Here is an 18,698-nt window from a genome sequence, read left to right as displayed (position 1 = left end):
TCATTACCCGCAATATATCAACGATTTGACAAAGGATATCAATTTGCCGACAAATCACGACAATATCAGCGCCCCTCTCCCCTACTTTTATCAATATATTACAATCTCATCTATGTTAAAATATAGGAAACACCCTTTAGTATCATAGATCCAAAAAGCTTTTCCAAATTCATCATTTACTACTTAAATGACGGGAGTGGTTCAGTTGAAAGACTACTTAATTAGAGCATTTTTTGCGTTGATAACAGTTGGGATTCTCTTACTTATAGCTAATATTTTCAATATACGTGTCGAGGTTAAAGACTATGCTTTCCTCGTTGTCGTAGCAATTGGTGGCGGATGGGGTGGCTGGTACCTGTATAAAAAACAAAATAAAAATAACAATAAAGGCATTCCGAAATAATATGGAATGCCTTTATTCTATATTACATAATTAAACTTAAACCAATAATAAAAGTAGTCCCCAAAAAATATCATAAAAACCCATATTCTATGGTAAATAAAAAGAATTCATTTTGAATATAGAAACAGTCCAAAATCTTGCATAACAGAGGTATAACCCATTTGCCGCAACATTGTGGCTATATTCCCACGGTGATATGCTCCGTGGGTGACCACGTGTAGTATTGTTTCAGAAACCGTCGTATCTAGGTGCCCAGCATATGGATTATCAACCTCAACCACTTTTTCATAATCTTGTTGACTACTTAAAAGTACTTTATATCGTTTAGATAATTCATAAAAACTAGTTTTCATTTCCTCAATATTTTTTGTTTCCAGCTGCTCTCTCAATTGGTCTGTGTGTACCATTGCATCACTCATGCTTTTACCAGAAATAATCTCAAACCAGGCTAAATCTGTGAGGTATATGTGAGACATTACTTTTGCCACCGAAGAAAAACCACTCTTAACTTCCTTATGGAAAATGTCTTGCGGTAGTTCTTTTAAGCGATTTAAAATAACTTCATTTGCCCATAAGTGGTAATTATACATTTTTAATACAGAACGCCCCATGCTCATCTCTCCTCCAATTTTCACTTTAATGATTAGATTATGATACATAGCTGATTAAAAATTTCCAAAGGATTACATCTATAAAATTTATTCTGATTTCGATTAAAAAAACCTCTACTAACTTCATAAAAACATTCGGTATCTTCCAAAATCTGACCCTTTAACGGAACAATTATATATCACTCAATAATTCCTTACTCACCCTTTATTCAGATGTTCTTTTTTAATTCATCAAAACATCTCTCCATCTACTTCCCCTCTTCAAACGCTTCCACATCTCATTATCAATATATTGAACCAAATTAAAAACACATGCTTTTTTAAAATAAACTTACATGTGTTTCCAAAGACATCTATAAAAAACAAAGCAATCAAAATGATAAAGGCATTCCAAAGTAATATGGAATGCCTCTTTTATTGCCTTCTGTAATAAATAATGAAATTCAGACCACTAATACAACCAATCGCAATAAACATACAAAACGATTGTGGATCTCCACCTAGATTATACTCATCAACGATAAAACCAATCATAAAGAGCGTTATCGCCGAAACACCGATACACAATATCGAAATAAACCAAAGCGAAAATTCATTAATTAGCTCTTTCTTCTGTGTTGAAACAATTAGCATAACAAGAATAGACGCTGCTAAAATACTTTTAAAAACCGGACGTAAATACACAAACTCCTCCATCTATTTCTCCTTTCCCAAAAACATTACATCTAAACATTAACATATTTAACCAAATTAAAAACACATGTCTTTTTCAATTAAAACGACATGTGTTTCCGTATTTGCTATGATAGTTGCTTCCACTTCGTTCCCAAAACAGGACGCTCAAAATTTTGGATTGCATGAATTAGTTTATCTGCCGTCTCAGCTGAAACGATCAATTCTTTATTTGATGGATCCATAAATCCTTCTTCTGCTGCACGTTCAACCATTTGCAAAATTGGTCCGTAAAAATCTTTTATGTTTAATAAACCAACTGGCTTATTGTGTATACCAATTTGTGACCAACATACAACTTCAAATAGTTCTTCAAACGTTCCGTATCCGCCTGGAAGCGCGATAAAAGCATCCGCAAGCTCTGCCATTTTCGCTTTACGTTCATGCATTGTTTCTACTTCAATTAATTCTGTTAATCCCGTATGCACAATTTCTCCTCGGAATAGACCGCGCGGCATAACACCTGTTACACGTCCACCTAAACGAAGAACTTCGTTTGCTACTTCTCCCATTAATCCAACGCATGAACCACCGTATACGAGCTCATAGTCGTTCTCAACAAACATTTTACCTAACTGAATTGCCTGCTCTTTAAACTCTGGTCTCTCCCCTAAATTAGAACCTGCAAACACACAAATCTTTCTCATTCCTACACCCCGAAACTATATATTGTTATGATACAATTGACATTGTACAACATATTGAGGAGATGAGGAAGAAATGGATATCGTTGCATTCCAAAGATGGGTTGAGGAATTTTACGAAAAACGAAGCTGGTCACAGTATAATGCCTTTATTCGCTTAAATTTCTTAACTGAGGAAGTTGGGGAAGTTTCACGAGTCGTTCGCGCTATTGAAATCGGCCGTGATCGCCCTGATGAAGATGCGAAAACAGAAGAAGAGCTAAAACAAGAACTAAAAGAAGAACTTGGCGATGTACTATCTAACCTTATTATTCTTTCGCAAAAATATGATTTAGATTTACAAGACATTATGGACGCACACGTCACAAAGCTTTCGAAAAGATTCGAAGCATCTAAATGAGAATATTATCAATTATGGTATAATATTATTGTCACAATACTAAGGGGGATTTTATGTTATCAAAAAAATTGCACGACGCATTAAATGAACAAATGAACTTTGAATTTTACTCTGCCCATGCTTATATGGCAATGGCTGCTTACTGTACAGCTGAGAGCTATGATGGATTCGCTAACTTTTTCCTTGTACAAGCTGAAGAAGAACGTTTCCACGCAATGAAGCTTTACAACTATATTAATGACCGCGGAGAGCGCGCTATTATTACTGGATTTGATAATCCGAATAACGAATACGAATCTGTATTAAACGCTTTTGAAGTCGCACTTGAGCACGAGCGTGAAGTAACGAAACGTATTTACAACTTATCTGATATCGCTTGGGATGAGCGTGAACATGCAACAATTACATTTTTAAAATGGTTCGTCGATGAGCAAGTAGAAGAAGAAGCTTCATTCGATAGCATCATCCAAAAACTAAAACGTATTACAAGCGATTCAAACGCACTGTTTATGCTAGATGCTGAATTAGAGAAACGTACATTTACGCCTCCAACTGAGTAATATTTCAATCACCTTAATACATGTATTAAGGTGATTTTTTTGTTTGCTCTCTATCTTAAAATCACCTTAAATTTCCTCATATTTGACATAGTGCCAGATATAAAATGGTATTATTTTCAATATAAAAACGAATATACGAGGAGAGGAAAAATGAATCAACGTGTAGAATCTGTTGATGCAATTCGTGGTTTCGCTTTGTTTGGCATTTTACTAGTCAATATGACATTAATTCAATTTGGGTTCTTCACCAGTGAAAAACCAACTTATCTATTTGGCGATCTTGATAAAGGTGCTAATTGGTTTATTCAATTTTTCGGCACACATAACTTTATATCCCTATTTTCTTTTCTATTTGGACTTAGCATTATTTTGTTACAAAAAAGTATTATCGCAAAAGGAAAAAAATTCTTCCCCACATACATAAGACGTATTATCATTCTTTTACTACTCGGCTACATTCATGGCACTTTTGTTTGGGAGGGAGATATTTTATTTGCATACGGAATAATCGGGATTTTTTTAATGATATTCATCAATCGAAAACCGAAAACTTTGCTCATTTGGGCGATTATTCTACTCGCACTTCTTACACTTATGTCTTATCAAACTGATCCATCTACAAATATAAATGATTTCGCACCTTATACTGAAAAAGAACATAAAGTCCATCAAACTGGAAGCTATATGGATCACGTCAACTTTAGATTGACTGAAAATCCTTTTGATTACATGGGAATTGACGGTGCATTCGGATTATTTTTTATATCAGTTTTCGCAATAATTTTTATGTCTCCACTGTTCCTACTCGGAATGTATGTAGGGAAAAAAGGCTGGCTATTTGAGGTCAGTAAACATATACCTGCTGTCAAAAAAATATGGTTTGCCACCGGTCTCTTCTCTTTTACAATTAAAATCTTAGCTATGTTCGTAAAGCACCCGCTTTTAATTATGTTACAAGATGGCCTTACACCAGTAACTATGACCTTCTTTTACGGAAGCACAATCATTTTATTATTCCATTACAAAAAAGCAACCCGTCTACTAACATACATGGCGAACATGGGGAAAATGTCCGTTAGTAATTACTTAGCACAATCTATTATCGCAACAACCATTTTTTACGCATATGGATTTGGCTTATACGGGAAAATCGGATATTTCTTCGGTATTCTTTTAACCATCGGAATTTATACAATTCAATTATTCGTTAGCACCTATTGGCTCCAGAAATACCGAATGGGGCCAGTGGAATATGTGTGGAGACTGGGAACTTATTTAGAGAAACCACGTTTTAAAAGAAACTTGGATAAAGCAAGTTAAACAAAAAAAGCAATGAGCCTACGCTCATTGCTTTTCTTAATTTATTAAAGCATAACCCCAACGATAATCGCTGATAATATACTTACTAACGTTGCACCGTATACAAGTTTTAAACCGAATGATGAGACAACGTTTGCTTGTTTGCCATCAATACTCTTCGTTGCACCTGCGATAATTCCGATAGATGAGAAGTTCGCAAATGATACAAGGAAGATAGATAAAATACCTACTGTACGAGCTGATAAATCGCCAGCTACTTTTCCAAGGTCAAGCATTGCAACGAATTCGTTCGTTACTAATTTTGTTGCCATAATTTGTCCTGCTTGTAACATCTCTGATGTTGGAATACCCATTACGAATGCTAATGGTGAGAAGATATATCCTAAAATGCTTTGGAATGTGATTCCGAAAATTGAATCGAATACACCATTAATTGCTGTAATTAATGCTACGAAACCGATTAACATCGCCGCTACTGTTACAGCGATAGAGAAACCAAGCATAATATATTCGCCTAACATTTCAAAGAATGTTTGTTTCTTGTCTTCTTGTAATTCTAAAATATCGTCTTCTTCTTTTACTTCATATGGATTAATGATATGAACGATAATGAATCCACTGAATAAGTTTAATACAAGCGCTGTTACTACATATTTTGGATCAATCATTTTCATATAAGAACCGACGATTGACATCGATACTGTAGACATTGAAGATGCACAAAGTGTGTATAAACGATTTTTCGGTAATTTGCTTAGTTGATCTTTTACTGTAATGAATACTTCCCCTTGACCAACGATTGCAGCTGCTACCGCATTATATGATTCTAGTTTTCCTAAACCGTTAACTTTACTTAATAAGAAACCGACTGCACGAATGATAATCGGTAAAACTTTAATATGTTGCAGGATCCCGATTAATACTGCTAAGAAAATAATCGGTAATAATACTGTTAAGAAGAATGGTGCTTGTCCATCGTTTGCTAGACCACCAAATACGAAATTAACCCCAGCTTCCGCAAATTTTAAAATAGAACCAAATCCATCTGCGATTCCTTTTACTAATACAAATCCGACCTTTGTATTTAGTAAGAAATACGCAAGTACCAATTGAATGACAAGCATAAGTGCAATTGGTTTATATTTAATCTTCTTACGATCTGAACTGATAAGGAAACCTAGTACAAACACTACAAGTAAACCGACTAGAAACATTACTATTTTCATATGTGAATCCCCCACTTCTCCCACGAATTGTTGGTCGTATAACGTATAACGAATGACGTCTGACCATTGTTGTTAAAAAAATTTAAAACCCCTAAAACTATTCAACTGTCATCTAAAATCAGTAAGCGTTTACATAAATTGCAATTTATAAAAGGTAGCTTCTTCTCTCCTACCATACTTGAAAGTCTGAAATTGATACCACCTACAAATCAAATTGTAAGCGTTATCTAGGTGAAATGCAATATAAATTTTAAAAGATTTTTATATGTTAATATATTCCTAATTAATTGGTTTTTTCATGCAAATTTACCATAAAAAAATAGCCCTAGCTATGAGCTAGAGCCATCCTTTTTTATAACATAACACCAACGATAATTGCTGATAGAATACTTACTAATGTCGCACCGTACACAAGGCGTAGACCGAATGATGATACAACATTTGATTGATTTTCATCGATACCTTTCGTTGCACCTGCGATAATTCCGATAGATGAGAAGTTCGCAAATGATACAAGGAATACAGAAAGAATACCAACTGTACGAGCCGATAAATCACCAGCTACTTTTCCAAGATCAAGCATCGCAACAAACTCGTTTGATACTAATTTTGTTGCCATAATTTGTCCCGCTGTTACCATCTCCGCTTGCGGGATACCCATTACGAATGCTAATGGTGAGAAAATATATCCTAAAATAGCTTGGAATGTAATACCGAACATTGAATCAAACAAGCTATTGATTGCTGTAATTAATGCTACGAAACCAAGTAACATAGCTGCTACTGTAATCGCGATTGTGAAACCAAGCATAATGTACTCGCTTAGCATTTCAAAGAATGATTGTTTTTTCTTATTTTCTAATTTCAGTGTATCTTCTTCTTCTGTAATATCGTACGGGTTAATAATATGAATGATAATGAAACCACTAAATAAATTTAATACAAGTGCTGTTACTACATATTTCGGTTCAATCATTTTCATATAAGAACCAACAATTGACATCGACACTGTCGACATAGAAGATGCACATAATGTATATAAACGATGTTTTGGGATTTTACTTAATTGATCTTTTACTGTAATAAATACTTCTGCTTGTCCAACAATGGCAGCTGCTACTGCGTTATATGATTCTAGTTTTCCTAGACCATTTACTTTACTTAACAACGTACCAATAGCACGAATAAATATCGGTAAAATTTTAAAGTGTTGCAGAATTCCGATTAAAACCGCAAAGAATACGATTGGTAATAACGCTGTTAAGAAGAATGAAACCTCTCCTTTATTAACAAGACCACCAAATACGAAAACGATTCCAGCTTCCGCATATCCAAGAAGTGCGCCAAATCCATCTGAAATTCCTTTTACTAAAATATAACCAACTTGTGTATTTAATAAGAAATAAGATAATACTAGCTGAATAATAAGCATAATTGCGATTGGTTTATACTTAATCTTCTTTCGATCGGCACTTATAAGAAAACCGAGTACAAATACAACGAGTAATCCTACAAGGAACATAACAAACTTCATTAATAAAATCCTCCATTTAACTCTTCATTAACGTTGAACGTCTGACCATTCAAAACAAGAAATAATCCGAACTTTCCATTTCTCCTCCAAAATCTTCAATCGGATAGGAAAGATCATAAAACCTCTTATTTCAAAGGCATTTTCCATTCTAACATAAATCACAACTCATATCCGCACTTTTCTTAAAAAAATACATTTTATTATGAAACATTCATGAATGTTCGTCTTTTTCATTATAAAGCGAAACTTTAATGAGCAGAAGTTTCACTTCACACAAATAGCTGAACCAACAAAAAATGAGCATCAAGTTTCACTTGATGCTCACCTCATTATACCGCTTTTTCTTTATCAGCTACCGCTGGCTTATCCCAACACTCTGTATTGTTCAAACCTGGAATAGACTCCGCATAAAAGACTGGATCTTTCCCTTGTTTCTTTTGCTTAATATAATCTGATAACGCTGCGAAAGCGTACTTAGAAAGGAATACAATTGCTACTAAGTTAATAACAGCCATAATTCCCATAAATAAATCTGCTAAATCCCAAACGATTTGAATTGTCGCTACAGACCCTAGCATAACCATACCAAGTACAGCAATGCGGTATGCATTTAATAACACTTTACTTCCATTTAAGAACTCAATATTTGTTTCACCATAGTAGTAGTTACCTACTAATGAACTGAATGCAAACAAGAAGATTGCCACTGCCACAAATATAGAAGCCCATGGACCGATATGTTGACTTAACGCCTGCTGCGTTAATTGAATTCCATTTAAATCAGCTGCATTATGCACGTCTGATAAAAGAATGATAAATGCTGTACAACTACAAATTAATAATGTATCTGTAAATACCCCTAAAGTTTGAATGAAACCTTGTTTAACTGGGTGCGTTACGTTCGCAGTCGCTGCTGCGTTTGGCGCACTACCCATACCTGCTTCATTTGAGAATAATCCACGTTTTACCCCTAATAAAATCGCAGCTCCTAATCCTCCGCCTACTACTTCTTTAATTCCGAAAGCATGTAAGAAAATTTCTTTAAATACATATGGAATTGCCGTAATGTTTGTTACAACAACGAATAATGCCACTGCTACATAAATAATTGCCATTACTGGAACAATCATTTCAACCGCGCGAGCAATTCGTTTTACTCCGCCGAAAATAATAATTGCAAGTAAACCAGCCATAACAAGACCTACTAATCTGCTATCTGTTTTAAATGCACCATCAAAGGCAGCTGCTACAGTATTAGACTGTACAGCGTTAAAAATCAATCCGAAACTTACTGTTATTAGAACAGAGAACACAACACCTAACCAGCGTTTCTTTAAACCCTTTTCCATATAATACGCTGGGCCCCCACGGAATGCATTCCCATCTTTTACTTTATAAATTTGCGCTAATGTGCTCTCTACAAATGCAGAAGCACCCCCAATTACCGCGATTAACCACATCCAAAATACTGCTCCTGGACCACCTGCTGAGATCGCAATAGCTACACCAGCTAAGTTACCAGTACCTACACGAGAAGCTGTACTCATACAAAACGCTTGGAATGATGATACACCGCTCTTCTCTTTTTGCGCTTTTCTCGTTTTCGAGCTTGCCCCATCCCCAAGCAAACGAATCATTTCACCGAAGTAACGAACTTGGACAAATTTCACACGAAATGAAAAATAGAGTCCTAACCCAATTAACATCGCAATAATGACATATGACCAAAGGACATTATTTACATCCCCAATTACCTTAGTTAAAAAATCCATATTTGCATTGCCCCCTCTTCCTAACAATAAGAAAATTATATTCTAAAAACTTTAAGTAATCAAGAACTTTATGTCAGGTTTTGTGACATGAGTATGTCACTTATATTAACATACGTGTTTTTTTACATAAAAATCTAGCCATTACATGCATTTATCCCGCATTAACGGGCAGTAAGACCCCCACCTCAAAATTCAACGAAAACGAAGAAATTAGGTGGGGGATCAACTGCCCGTAAAAGCCCGATTGGTTCAACTAATACTCAATCACTTATCCTCTTCGACCAGTCATACTTTTAAAACAGTACGTTCCCCACAAATAACGAGAGAGAAATAAACAAAAACGTTATATTAATAATTACCTCTCATCCTTTTCATCATTTACTACAACAAAAAAGGCGAGCATCGAATTTACCTCGATGCTCGCCTTTTCAATTACACTGCTTTTTCTTTATCTGTTACCGCTGACTTATCCCAACACTCTGTATTCGTTAAACCAGGAATAGAATCTGCACTGAAGACTGGATCTTTCCCTTGTTTCTTTTGCCTTACATAGTCTGCCAATGCAGCATACGCAAATCGACCAAGAAGTGTAATCGCAATTAAGTTCGTGATTACCATTAGACCCATAAATAAGTCTGCCATATTCCATACAACTTGAAGCGTCGCAACAGAACCGAATAATACCATTCCAACTACCGCAATACGGTAAATCGTTAACCACGTTTTGCTTTGCTTAATGAATTCAATATTTGTTTCACCATAATAGTAGTTTCCTAGAAGTGAACTAAATGCAAATAAGAAAATAATAATCGCTAAGAAACTGCTCGCCCATGGGCCAATTTGTGAACTTAATGCATTTTGTGTTAATTCAATACCTTCTAAATTCGTTGCTTTATATGCACCAGAACATAGTACGATAAATGCTGTTGATGTACATACTAAGAATGTATCTACTAATACTCCAATTGTTTGAATAAAACCTTGTTTCGCTGGATGTGTTACATCAGCTGTTGCTGCCGCGTTCGGCGCACTACCCATACCTGCTTCGTTCGCAAATAATCCGCGCTGAATACCATATTTCATCGCAGCACCGATACCGCCACCTACAGCTGAATCTAATCCGAATGCACCTTTAAAGATTTCCGTAAACACATCTGGTATTAAATAGAAGTTTTTAATGACAACAAAAATAGCTACCGCAATATAAATAAGCGCCATTGGCGGAACAATCATTTCCGACATACGTGCAATACTTTTTACACCACCAAAAATAATAACCCCAACTAATGCAGCTAATACAATACCAACAATATAACGCTCTAAGCCAAATGCATTTTCAAACGCTAATGTTACTGTATTTGCTTGTACTGAGTTGAAAATTAAACCGTAACTAATTGTAATCAGAATAGAGAACCAAATCCCCATCCAACGTTTATTTAAACCTTTTTCCATATAGTAAGCAGGACCACCACGGAAGCCACTGCCATCTTTTATTTTATAAATTTGTGCAAGCGTACTTTCTACGAAACTTGAAGACGCACCGATAATCGCAATAACCCACATCCAAAATACAGCTCCGGGTCCTCCCATAGAAATAGCTAACGCTACACCAGCTAAGTTCCCGATACCAATACGAGCTGCAGAACTCATACAGAACGCTTGGAACGATGATACGCTGCCCTTTTTACGTGTCTTGCCAGTTAGTCCATCACTCATTAAACGAATCATTTCCCCTAAATGAGTAAGTTGTACGAATTTTAATTTAATAGAAAAATAAAGCCCTAAACCAATTAACATTGCAATAAGAATATATGACCAAAGAATCGTATTCGTCGACGAAACGAATTGTTCCAAAATATTCATACAATTAACCCCTCCTTTTCTCCATAAATCGAATTATATTCAAAAAATATTCAAAAATCAACATTTTTCGACATCTTGCTACTTCCAAATATTAGGTCCTTTCCAATGGATGCATTGTTCTTTTGTGATTTTACTTTCACAAGCTGTGCATACTAAACAAAAAATAATTTCATAAACAACACCATTGACAAAAATACATAACTGTAACTATAATGGTTACAACAGGTTGTAACAAACCTAATTACAATACATTCATTCATTTTCAGATATACACTTTAACAAAACACTTTGGAGGGATTTATTATGAAAATTGGAATTATCGGAGCAACTGGTAAAGCTGGAAGTCGTATTTTAAAAGAGGCATTAGATCGCGGACATGAAGTAACTGCAATCGTAAGAAATGCTGCAAAAATTACAGAAGAAAACGTAAAAGTTTTAGAGAAAGATGTATTTTCTCTTACATCTAACGATCTACAAGCATTCGATGTAGTTGTAAATGCATTCGGTGCTCCAGCAGGACAAGAACACCTTCACGTAGATGCAGGAAACGTACTTATTGAAGCTGTGAAAGGTGCACCAAATACAAAATTACTTGTAGTTGGTGGAGCAGGAAGCTTATTTGTAGACGAAGAAAAAACAACACGTGTATTTGATACACCAGGTTTCCCGGGCGAATACCTTGCAACAGCTCAAAACCAAGGTAAAAACTTAGAAATCTTGCAACAAACAAATGATATCACTTGGACATTCATCAGCCCTTCTGCACTATTTGCATTAGGAAAACGCACTGGTTCTTACAAAGCTGGCAAAGACAATCTTCTTGTTAACTCAAAAGGTGATAGCTACGTAAGTTACGAAGACTTCGCAGTTGCAGCACTTGATGAAATTGAAAACCCAAAACACGTAAACGAACGCTTCACAGTAGTTTCTGAAGCTGAATAATAAGAAAAAGCTCGTAAAACATTATGTTTTACGAGCTTTTTCTTATTATTGCACTTGCTCTAATCCATTTTGAGTAATCTTAAAGGATATTTCTTGACCCTTCATCGCATCCTCTTTTTTAACTAACTCATTCTTTTTGTACCAATTCAAACGACTCGGTTCCGCATGGTATACTTTCAACACGTCTCCATACTCAAATGCCGTTCCATTTACTTGCTCAGCGAAATTCTTTGAAGTCTCTTGTCCTTCTGCCGTTACATGCTTTTTCTCATTTCCATTTTGATCATAAATCGTAAGGCCTATATACTGTTCATTTACAAAGCGATAATGAATCTCATCATTTGTAAATGTTGCATGTAATTTCTTTTCAGCGTAGTTTAACGTAATAATTGAACGTGTTACATTAGACACACCTTGATATACTATGCTATCCCCATATGTAACTTCCACAGATACTTCTGTCACTTTCTTATTCCCAAAGCGATCTTTCGTTTCTACTTTCACTTTTTGTTCGCCAATCTTTGTTGTATCCGGCTTTTCTACAAATGCGAGTACTTCTCCATCTTTCACCTGAACAAAGTTTTTCGCTTCTAATTTTTCAGCGTCCGTTCCGATTACTACTTTTTGTGGGACTGCTGTTACTTCTTGCTGCGCTTCCACTCTCTCGAAACCTTTTTCCGTTAATTTAAAGTACAACTCTTGTTTCCCTTTACCGTTACTTACAAACTCATTTTTTTGATACCACTTCAATCGATCTGATTCTGCATGATATACCTTAATAACATCACCATATGCGAAGTCTACACCATTTAACTGTTCTGCAAAGTTTTTCGAACTCTCTTGCCCTTCTGCCGAAGCAACCTTCTTTTCATTTCCATTTTGATCATATAGCGTGATTCCCATATATTTTTCATTCTCAAAACGATAATGAACTTTAGCATCCGTAAATGTTGCCTGTAGCTTTTTCGCATTATGATCCGCAGTTACGATAGAACGCGTATTATTACCATCACCTTGGAAGACTAAGCTATCGCCATAAATTACTTCCAATGGCACTTCCGTCACTTTCTTATTTCCAAAACGATCTTTCGTTTCTATTTTCACTTTTTGTTCACCGATTTTTGTTGTATCCGGTTTTTCTACAAATCCAACTACTTCTCCATCCTTCACTTGAACAAAGTTTTTCGCTTCTAATTTTTCGACATCTGTTCCGATTACTACTTTTTGCGGTACTGCTGTTACTTCTTGTTGCGCTTCCATTCTCTCGAAACCACGCTCTGTCACTTTAAAGATTACTTCATGAACACCGTACTCTGTATTCACTAGTTCATTCTTGTTATACACTTTAAATCTATCAAACTCTTTTTGGTATACCTTTACCATATCCCCATATTCAAACGCCATTCCGTTGAATTGTTCTGCAAATCCTTTTGTATTCTCAGATGCTTTTACTGATAGAGCTTTCTTCTCTTTTCCATCTTTATCGTATACAGTCATCCCCATATACTTCTCATCTGCAAATGACGTATGCATTGGACTTTCTGAATCTGTTGTACTGAATTTCTTTTCTTCATGTTTTAACGTGACAACTGACTTAATATTACTTTCATCATCCCATGTACCGAAGAACATAATGCTGTCTCCGTAAATGACTTCTAACGGTACTTCCGTCACTTTCTTGTGCCCAAAACGATCTTTCGTTTCTACTTTTACTTTTTGTTCACCGATTTTTGTTGTATTCGGTTTTTCTACAAATCCAACCACTTCTCCATCTTTCACTTGAACAAAGTTTTTTGCATCTAATTTTGCAACATCAGTTCCGATTGTCACTTTTTGTGGAATTACTGTTACTGTTTGCTCAGATTCCAATCTTTCAAATCCGTTTTCAGTAATTTTGAAAAGCAGTTCCTTTATCTCTTTATTTTTCCCTTCTCCCCCATATACACCTTTTTGATACCAATGTAAGCGAGAAGATTCTGCATGATACACTTTCAACACATCTCCATACTCAAATGCTAATCCATTTACTTCTTTGGCAAAAACTCTTGTATTCTCCAAGCCTTTTACCTCTATATTTTTCTTCTCTTTTCCCTCTTTATTGTACATTGTGAATTCAAAATACTTCTCATCTCCAAAGTAATCATGGATCAAATTACTCGTATCTGTCGCACTCATTTTCTTTGTATCATGATGTAACGTTATAATTGATTTCATATCGTCAGTGCCATAGCTTAATCCGTATACAAGTAGGCTATCTCCATACGTTACTGTTAGAGGTACTTCCGTCACTTTCTTATTCCCAAAACGATCTTTCGTTTCTACTTTTACTTTTTGTTCACCGATTTTTATTGTATCTGGTTTTTCTACAAATCCGAGTACTTCTCCATCTTTCACCTGAACAAAGTCTTTTGCTTCTAATTTTTCAGCGTCTGTTCCGATTATTACTTTTTGCGGTACTGCTGTTACTTCTTGCTGGGCTTCCATTCTCTCAAAGCCCTTTTCTGTTACTTTAAATAATAATTCTTTCTCTACCTTCGCCTTACCTTGTCCGATAAAGTCATTATTTTGATACCAATTAAAGCGATCTGATTCTGCATGATATACTTTAACAACATCACCGTACTCGAATTCTAGCCCATTAATTGCATTCGCAAATTCTTTTGCCTTTTCAATACCTTTTACAGTTGCTTTCTTTTTCTCAATCCCATTTTGATTTAGTAATGTAAATTCAAAATACGTCTCTTCTTTAAAATAGTGGTGCACTGGATTTAAATCAGCTGTCGCACTAAATTTTTTCTCATTATGTTGCAATGTTACAATTGATTTAATATCTGTATTATATTTAAGCCCTTTAAATACTAAACTGTCTCCATATGTCACTTCTAATGGAACTTCCGTCACTTTCTTATTTCCAAAACGATCTTTCGTTTCCACTTTTACTTTTTGTTCACCGATTTTCATTGTATTCGGTTTTTCTACAAAACCAATTACTTCTCCACCTTTTACTTGAACAAAGTTTTTCGCTTCTAATTTTTCAGCGTCTGCCCCGATTACCACTTTTTGTGGTACTGCTTCTACTTCCTGTATACCGTCTATTAGTTCATATCCTTGTGGAGTAATCTTAAAGAACTTTTCTTTTTTATTCTTAGCTCCACCTTGCTCTACAAGTTTATTACTTTGATACCAATCGAAGCGACTTGGTTCTGCATGATATACTTTCATAATATCGCCATATTGAAGTTCAACACCTTCAAGTTGCAAAGCAACTTTTTTAGAATTTTCTTGCCCTTCTATAGAAATATTTTTCTTTTCATTTCCATCCTTATCATATAAGGTAATCCCTACATACTTTTCATTTTTAAAGCGCTCATGGAACTCATTACCAACGAAAGAAACGTTGATTTTCTTTTCATCATGAAGGAGTGTTATAACAGAATTTACCTCATCACCGTAACCTTTAAATACCATAGTATCTCCATAAAGACTGTTAACTGGAACAGAAATGAAATTCCTCTGTCCTTTCTCATCCTCAATTTCTACTAATACCGCTCTTTTTCCAACCTCTAAATCCGGCCACATAATTCTACCTGTTACTTTTACATTTTCACCCAAATTTCGAACAAGACTATTCGCTAGATTTTCATTAAAATTCGCACCAACGATGAGATTTTGTACCACATTAGACGCTTCACCATAAGGAAGCCCGCCATATGGTTTCACTTGTTTTTCACGAATAATATTACTATCTGTTGCTTTCCATATTTCTTTTTCTAATTTAGGCAAATTTAAATTTCCGATTTTTTCTCTAACCTCATCATTTGGACTTAATCCCCATTTCTCAAAAAACGGCACTAAGTTTTGTTCAGCCGCTTTCGATGCCATATAAATAAACATTTGCTTTTTATCTTCATCTGAAGCAGGCATTTCAAATTCTGGTAATAAGCGATACATTTGATGTAAATTAGGGTAAAAATGCTCTCCATAAGCTAAATCAAGTTGCCAAAACATTACTAGTTTCTCAAATTCTTTCATCTTTTTTTGAGCATCAGGATTATCTAAGTAGGCAAAAGCTTTTTTATAATGACCATCTTCTTCTAGACTTGATTTATTGCCTAACATCCTTTGAACCGATAATGAATATATATTTACTGTTACTTCTCCTACACCTGACCAAAACCAAGGAGCTTGCTGATGTAAATGCCCTACTTCATGCCACGGTCCCCAGCCATCTCCTTGTAATCTCTTTATATTTAAAACCCTATCCATAGTCTCTGGAACATACCCTGTATGATAATGAGTAGCAAACATCCAATCATCTTTATCTGGTTTTCTCTTTTCAACAAATTGGATATAGTGGTTTGGAGCTTTTGACAACCCTACACCATCTTCAGATAATCCTGCTACAGAATTTTCAAAGCGAATAATCTTATCATGTAGCCTCATTAATTCTACTGGATCCGTCTCTCCCATATAGTTTTCCACTGCTTCAGGACTTGCAGTAATTAAACTTCTCTCACCCTTCAATTCAACTGCATAAGGATTTTTATACTTCTTTAACATTGCATCCCAATCTTTTTTTGTGTGTTTTCCTAAGATAAATAATGGAAAATGACTTCCTCCATGAATAACTGAAGCCTCTACTTCGCCATCATTATTCATATTATAAAAATACAGTATTCCACCTCTTGAAGATGAAATATTATTTTCACCAGGTTTTAACTCAAATTCTTCAAACCCTTTTTCATCGTATGACTTCGTTCCTATGAACGCTTTAATAGATTGCGTTCCTTTTATTTCAATTTTAATTTCTTCATTTGGACTAGCATAAATTCCAGTTGGTTCATTCGCTGAAAGTACATAACGTACTTTCAAGCGTTTTTGCTCTTCTTCAATACTACCTTTCCCAGGCAAATGAAACGTTCTCTGCTCCAAACGATTCTCTTTACTCTCTTCCAACTGCCCGCCCTTATTCTCTTCCAAAGGCGCCGCATATCCTTTCGATGCTTCGAAAGCTACTGGTGATAATAATGTAGATATACAAATACCAGCTACCAATACCCTACTCTTTTTCTGCTTTGACATAATCTGTGTCCCCTGTCCTTTTTTTAGACAAACCACCCTATATATTCATTTAATAAGAAATCCTATTATTTTTATAAAAACATTTAATGAATAGACTAATACCTCTCGCACCTATATCAATTACTACCGCATTTCTCTAAATGTATTCGCTTTCTTATATTGTAAAATTTTTTATGTATTACGCCCCCTCACTTCTCTCTACTTGTGATGAGTTCTCTTCTTACATAAAAGGAAAAATAGTAAAAGATATATTTCAGTCTCGTCATCTATACATCTAAAAATAAAAATAGCAATAAAACCTTACATTTTCTTCATATATGACCATCTATAGGTAGTTTTTCCAAATGAATTTTACACGCTTTTACCTGCATTTAATAGCCTCCCCCCAAGAATAATATTACAATTTTGTGAATTTAATCTCTTAATCGTAACGTTAGGATTTTATTATATTTATATTATTTTCAAATATAATTTACTCTGTAAAAACACTATTTCTATCCTTTTTATTATTTTTTTAATATAATTTTAATCCTCACATACAAAAAGCATTGGCATACGCCAATGCTTTTTCATTATCTCTTTTGATTCGGTTTATGCGGTTCATTTGGAGTATATGGCTTATTTGGTTTATTTGGAGCCTCAGCCTTTTTCCAACTTACCGCTAACTCTGGACTTGTTTTTTCTTCACTACGCTCAAGTAATACTACTGCATTTTGAATAGTCGGTGTACCTTTATGCGCAATCCCTTGTAGTTTCGTTAAATTTCCTGATACTTTAAAGCTAAATCCGCCAGCTGGTGTTTGTTTCGGAATTAAAATGCGGAACTTTTCTCCTACATTAAATTCTGTTTTTGTTTCGCCTTTTTCATTTGCAAATTTCACGCCCGCTGGTGCACCTGTTGCTTGCACTTTATATGTTCCGCTTTTTGCATTTGTTTCTACTGTATATAAGCCTGTTTCAAAGAAATCATTTTTTAATACTGCTTCTTGTTCTTCTGTAGGAGTTACACTCATCGTAATTTCTTGTAACTCTTCACTAGCGTTTGCTTTTGTAACGATGTCTTTCGTTACTTTCTCTACATTTTTATTGCGGAAATCTAAATCATTAACATCAATTTGTTTTAACGCATTCCACACTGCCAGCTGTGTTGCGTAATGCGCCTCTCTCCAATCAGATACTCCTAATTCTTGTGGGCTCTTTTGTGGATATCCATTCAACAGTACACGGTACACATTAATATCCACTTTACCCATTTCTGGTAAATCTTGACCACTCGGAGATTTTAAATCTACATTTAAGCAAAATGCAATTTTCCCATCTGCCGTTTTAATAAGTTCTGTTCGAATTGGTTTCTTCTTTGACTTACTATAACTCCAATCCATTTCATACTTTGTATGGTCCATAACTTCTGCGAATGCTTTTTGAAGTGGGAATAATACAAATAAGACACTTAAAAACATAGCTACAAGTTTGAACGATTGCTTTATATTCATGTTTACAGCCCCTTAATAACAAACTTAATACTAAGTAGTATTTAATTAGAAAATATTTTTATGCACAAAAAAAGAGTGCATAAAAGCACTCTTTTTTCCAGGCTGTGGAGAAAGTC

At 35.0% G+C, this 18,698-nt stretch carries 14 protein-coding genes; 5 read left to right on the top strand and 9 right to left on the bottom strand.

The genetic code is table 11. The features are described 5' to 3' along the window. Nucleotides 1–205: 205 nt before the first annotated feature. The gene (locus RT27_RS20835; protein ID WP_000656311.1) at nt 206–403 is read left to right on the top strand and encodes a hypothetical protein; all 198 of its coding nucleotides are present in this window, start codon (nt 206–208) and stop codon (nt 401–403) included. A 107-nt stretch (nt 404–510) separates the two neighbouring features. Here RT27_RS20835 and RT27_RS20830 read toward each other — a convergent pair whose 3' ends face one another. The 3 genes from RT27_RS20830 to RT27_RS20820 all read right to left on the bottom strand — a co-directional run bounded on the left by RT27_RS20830 (nt 511) and on the right by RT27_RS20820 (nt 2,378). Then, complete coding sequence (locus tag RT27_RS20830) at nt 511–1,014, bottom strand: DinB family protein (RefSeq protein ID WP_016079796.1); 504 nt, start codon at nt 1,012–1,014, stop codon at nt 511–513. Nucleotides 1,015–1,428: 414 nt separating this feature from the next. Continuing rightward, nucleotides 1,429–1,710 (bottom strand): hypothetical protein, encoded by a 282-nt coding sequence (locus RT27_RS20825; protein WP_016079795.1) that lies wholly within the window; start codon nt 1,708–1,710, stop codon nt 1,429–1,431. A gap of 104 nt (nt 1,711–1,814) precedes the next feature. Then, nucleotides 1,815–2,378 (bottom strand): TIGR00730 family Rossman fold protein, encoded by a 564-nt coding sequence (locus RT27_RS20820; RefSeq protein ID WP_173927966.1) that lies wholly within the window; start codon nt 2,376–2,378, stop codon nt 1,815–1,817. An 88-nt stretch (nt 2,379–2,466) separates the two neighbouring features. Between RT27_RS20820 and RT27_RS20815 the strand changes: the two genes are divergently transcribed. The 3 genes from RT27_RS20815 (at nt 2,467) to RT27_RS20805 (ending at nt 4,670) form a co-directional block, all read left to right on the top strand. Next, nucleotides 2,467–2,790, top strand: a complete 324-nt coding sequence (locus RT27_RS20815; RefSeq protein WP_000355746.1) for a MazG-like family protein — start codon at nt 2,467–2,469, stop codon at nt 2,788–2,790. 53 nt (nt 2,791–2,843) lie between these two features. Next, nucleotides 2,844–3,350 carry a ferritin gene (locus RT27_RS20810; protein WP_029443553.1) on the top strand — a complete coding sequence of 169 codons (507 nt, stop codon included), beginning with the start codon at nt 2,844–2,846 and terminating at the stop codon, nt 3,348–3,350. A gap of 150 nt (nt 3,351–3,500) precedes the next feature. Next, complete coding sequence (locus tag RT27_RS20805) at nt 3,501–4,670, top strand: DUF418 domain-containing protein (protein ID WP_043937293.1); 1,170 nt, start codon at nt 3,501–3,503, stop codon at nt 4,668–4,670. A gap of 44 nt (nt 4,671–4,714) precedes the next feature. Here RT27_RS20805 and RT27_RS20800 read toward each other — a convergent pair whose 3' ends face one another. The 4 genes from RT27_RS20800 to RT27_RS20785 all read right to left on the bottom strand — a co-directional run bounded on the left by RT27_RS20800 (nt 4,715) and on the right by RT27_RS20785 (nt 11,065). Further along, a complete protein-coding gene (locus RT27_RS20800) occupies nt 4,715–5,896 on the bottom strand; it encodes a nucleoside transporter C-terminal domain-containing protein (protein ID WP_000706853.1) in 1,182 nt (393 codons plus the stop codon). A 352-nt stretch (nt 5,897–6,248) separates the two neighbouring features. Continuing rightward, on the bottom strand, nt 6,249–7,430 hold the full coding sequence (locus RT27_RS20795) for a nucleoside transporter C-terminal domain-containing protein (protein ID WP_000673845.1): 1,182 nt from the start codon (nt 7,428–7,430) through the stop codon (nt 6,249–6,251). Nucleotides 7,431–7,759: 329 nt separating this feature from the next. Then, entirely contained in the window at nt 7,760–9,202 is a 1,443-nt protein-coding gene (locus tag RT27_RS20790) for an alanine/glycine:cation symporter family protein (RefSeq protein ID WP_016079793.1), read from the bottom strand. A gap of 432 nt (nt 9,203–9,634) precedes the next feature. Then, complete coding sequence (locus RT27_RS20785) at nt 9,635–11,065, bottom strand: alanine/glycine:cation symporter family protein (protein ID WP_016079792.1); 1,431 nt, start codon at nt 11,063–11,065, stop codon at nt 9,635–9,637. A gap of 303 nt (nt 11,066–11,368) precedes the next feature. On the opposite strand from RT27_RS20785, the gene RT27_RS20780 reads away from it, so the two are divergent. Continuing rightward, entirely contained in the window at nt 11,369–12,007 is a 639-nt protein-coding gene (locus RT27_RS20780; protein ID WP_000689910.1) for an NAD(P)-dependent oxidoreductase, read from the top strand. Nucleotides 12,008–12,052: 45 nt separating this feature from the next. On the opposite strand, the gene RT27_RS20775 is transcribed toward RT27_RS20780, so the two are convergent. Further along, nucleotides 12,053–17,089: a putative mucin/carbohydrate-binding domain-containing protein gene (locus RT27_RS20775; RefSeq protein WP_043937292.1), complete on the bottom strand. Its 5,037-nt coding sequence runs from the start codon at nt 17,087–17,089 to the stop codon at nt 12,053–12,055. 572 nt (nt 17,090–17,661) lie between these two features. Continuing rightward, complete coding sequence (locus tag RT27_RS20770) at nt 17,662–18,582, bottom strand: thioester domain-containing protein (protein ID WP_043937290.1); 921 nt, start codon at nt 18,580–18,582, stop codon at nt 17,662–17,664. Nucleotides 18,583–18,698: the final 116 nt, after the last annotated feature.

Source organism: Bacillus sp. L_1B0_5 (assembly GCF_000836715.1).
Classification (GTDB): Bacteria; Bacillota; Bacilli; order Bacillales; family Bacillaceae_G; genus Bacillus_A; species Bacillus_A thuringiensis_S.
The sequence above is the reverse complement of the archived record's forward strand: the minus strand, read 5'-3'. Positions and strand labels throughout refer to the sequence as shown.

What these genes read in the sequence shown, in the direction of transcription:
- RT27_RS20830 (WP_016079796.1), bottom strand. Translation starts at nt 1,014, where the DNA reads ATGGGGCGTTCTGTATTAAAAATGTATAATTACCACTTATGGGCAAAT.
- RT27_RS20825 (WP_016079795.1), bottom strand. Translation starts at nt 1,710, where the DNA reads ATGGAGGAGTTTGTGTATTTACGTCCGGTTTTTAAAAGTATTTTAGCA.
- RT27_RS20815 (WP_000355746.1), top strand. Translation starts at nt 2,467, where the DNA reads ATGGATATCGTTGCATTCCAAAGATGGGTTGAGGAATTTTACGAAAAA.
- RT27_RS20810 (WP_029443553.1), top strand. Translation starts at nt 2,844, where the DNA reads ATGTTATCAAAAAAATTGCACGACGCATTAAATGAACAAATGAACTTT.
- RT27_RS20805 (WP_043937293.1), top strand. Translation starts at nt 3,501, where the DNA reads ATGAATCAACGTGTAGAATCTGTTGATGCAATTCGTGGTTTCGCTTTG.
- RT27_RS20800 (WP_000706853.1), bottom strand. Translation starts at nt 5,896, where the DNA reads ATGAAAATAGTAATGTTTCTAGTCGGTTTACTTGTAGTGTTTGTACTA.
- RT27_RS20795 (WP_000673845.1), bottom strand. Translation starts at nt 7,430, where the DNA reads ATGAAGTTTGTTATGTTCCTTGTAGGATTACTCGTTGTATTTGTACTC.
- RT27_RS20790 (WP_016079793.1), bottom strand. Translation starts at nt 9,202, where the DNA reads ATGGATTTTTTAACTAAGGTAATTGGGGATGTAAATAATGTCCTTTGG.
- RT27_RS20785 (WP_016079792.1), bottom strand. Translation starts at nt 11,065, where the DNA reads ATGAATATTTTGGAACAATTCGTTTCGTCGACGAATACGATTCTTTGG.
- RT27_RS20780 (WP_000689910.1), top strand. Translation starts at nt 11,369, where the DNA reads ATGAAAATTGGAATTATCGGAGCAACTGGTAAAGCTGGAAGTCGTATT.
- RT27_RS20775 (WP_043937292.1), bottom strand. Translation starts at nt 17,089, where the DNA reads ATGTCAAAGCAGAAAAAGAGTAGGGTATTGGTAGCTGGTATTTGTATA.
- RT27_RS20770 (WP_043937290.1), bottom strand. Translation starts at nt 18,582, where the DNA reads ATGAATATAAAGCAATCGTTCAAACTTGTAGCTATGTTTTTAAGTGTC.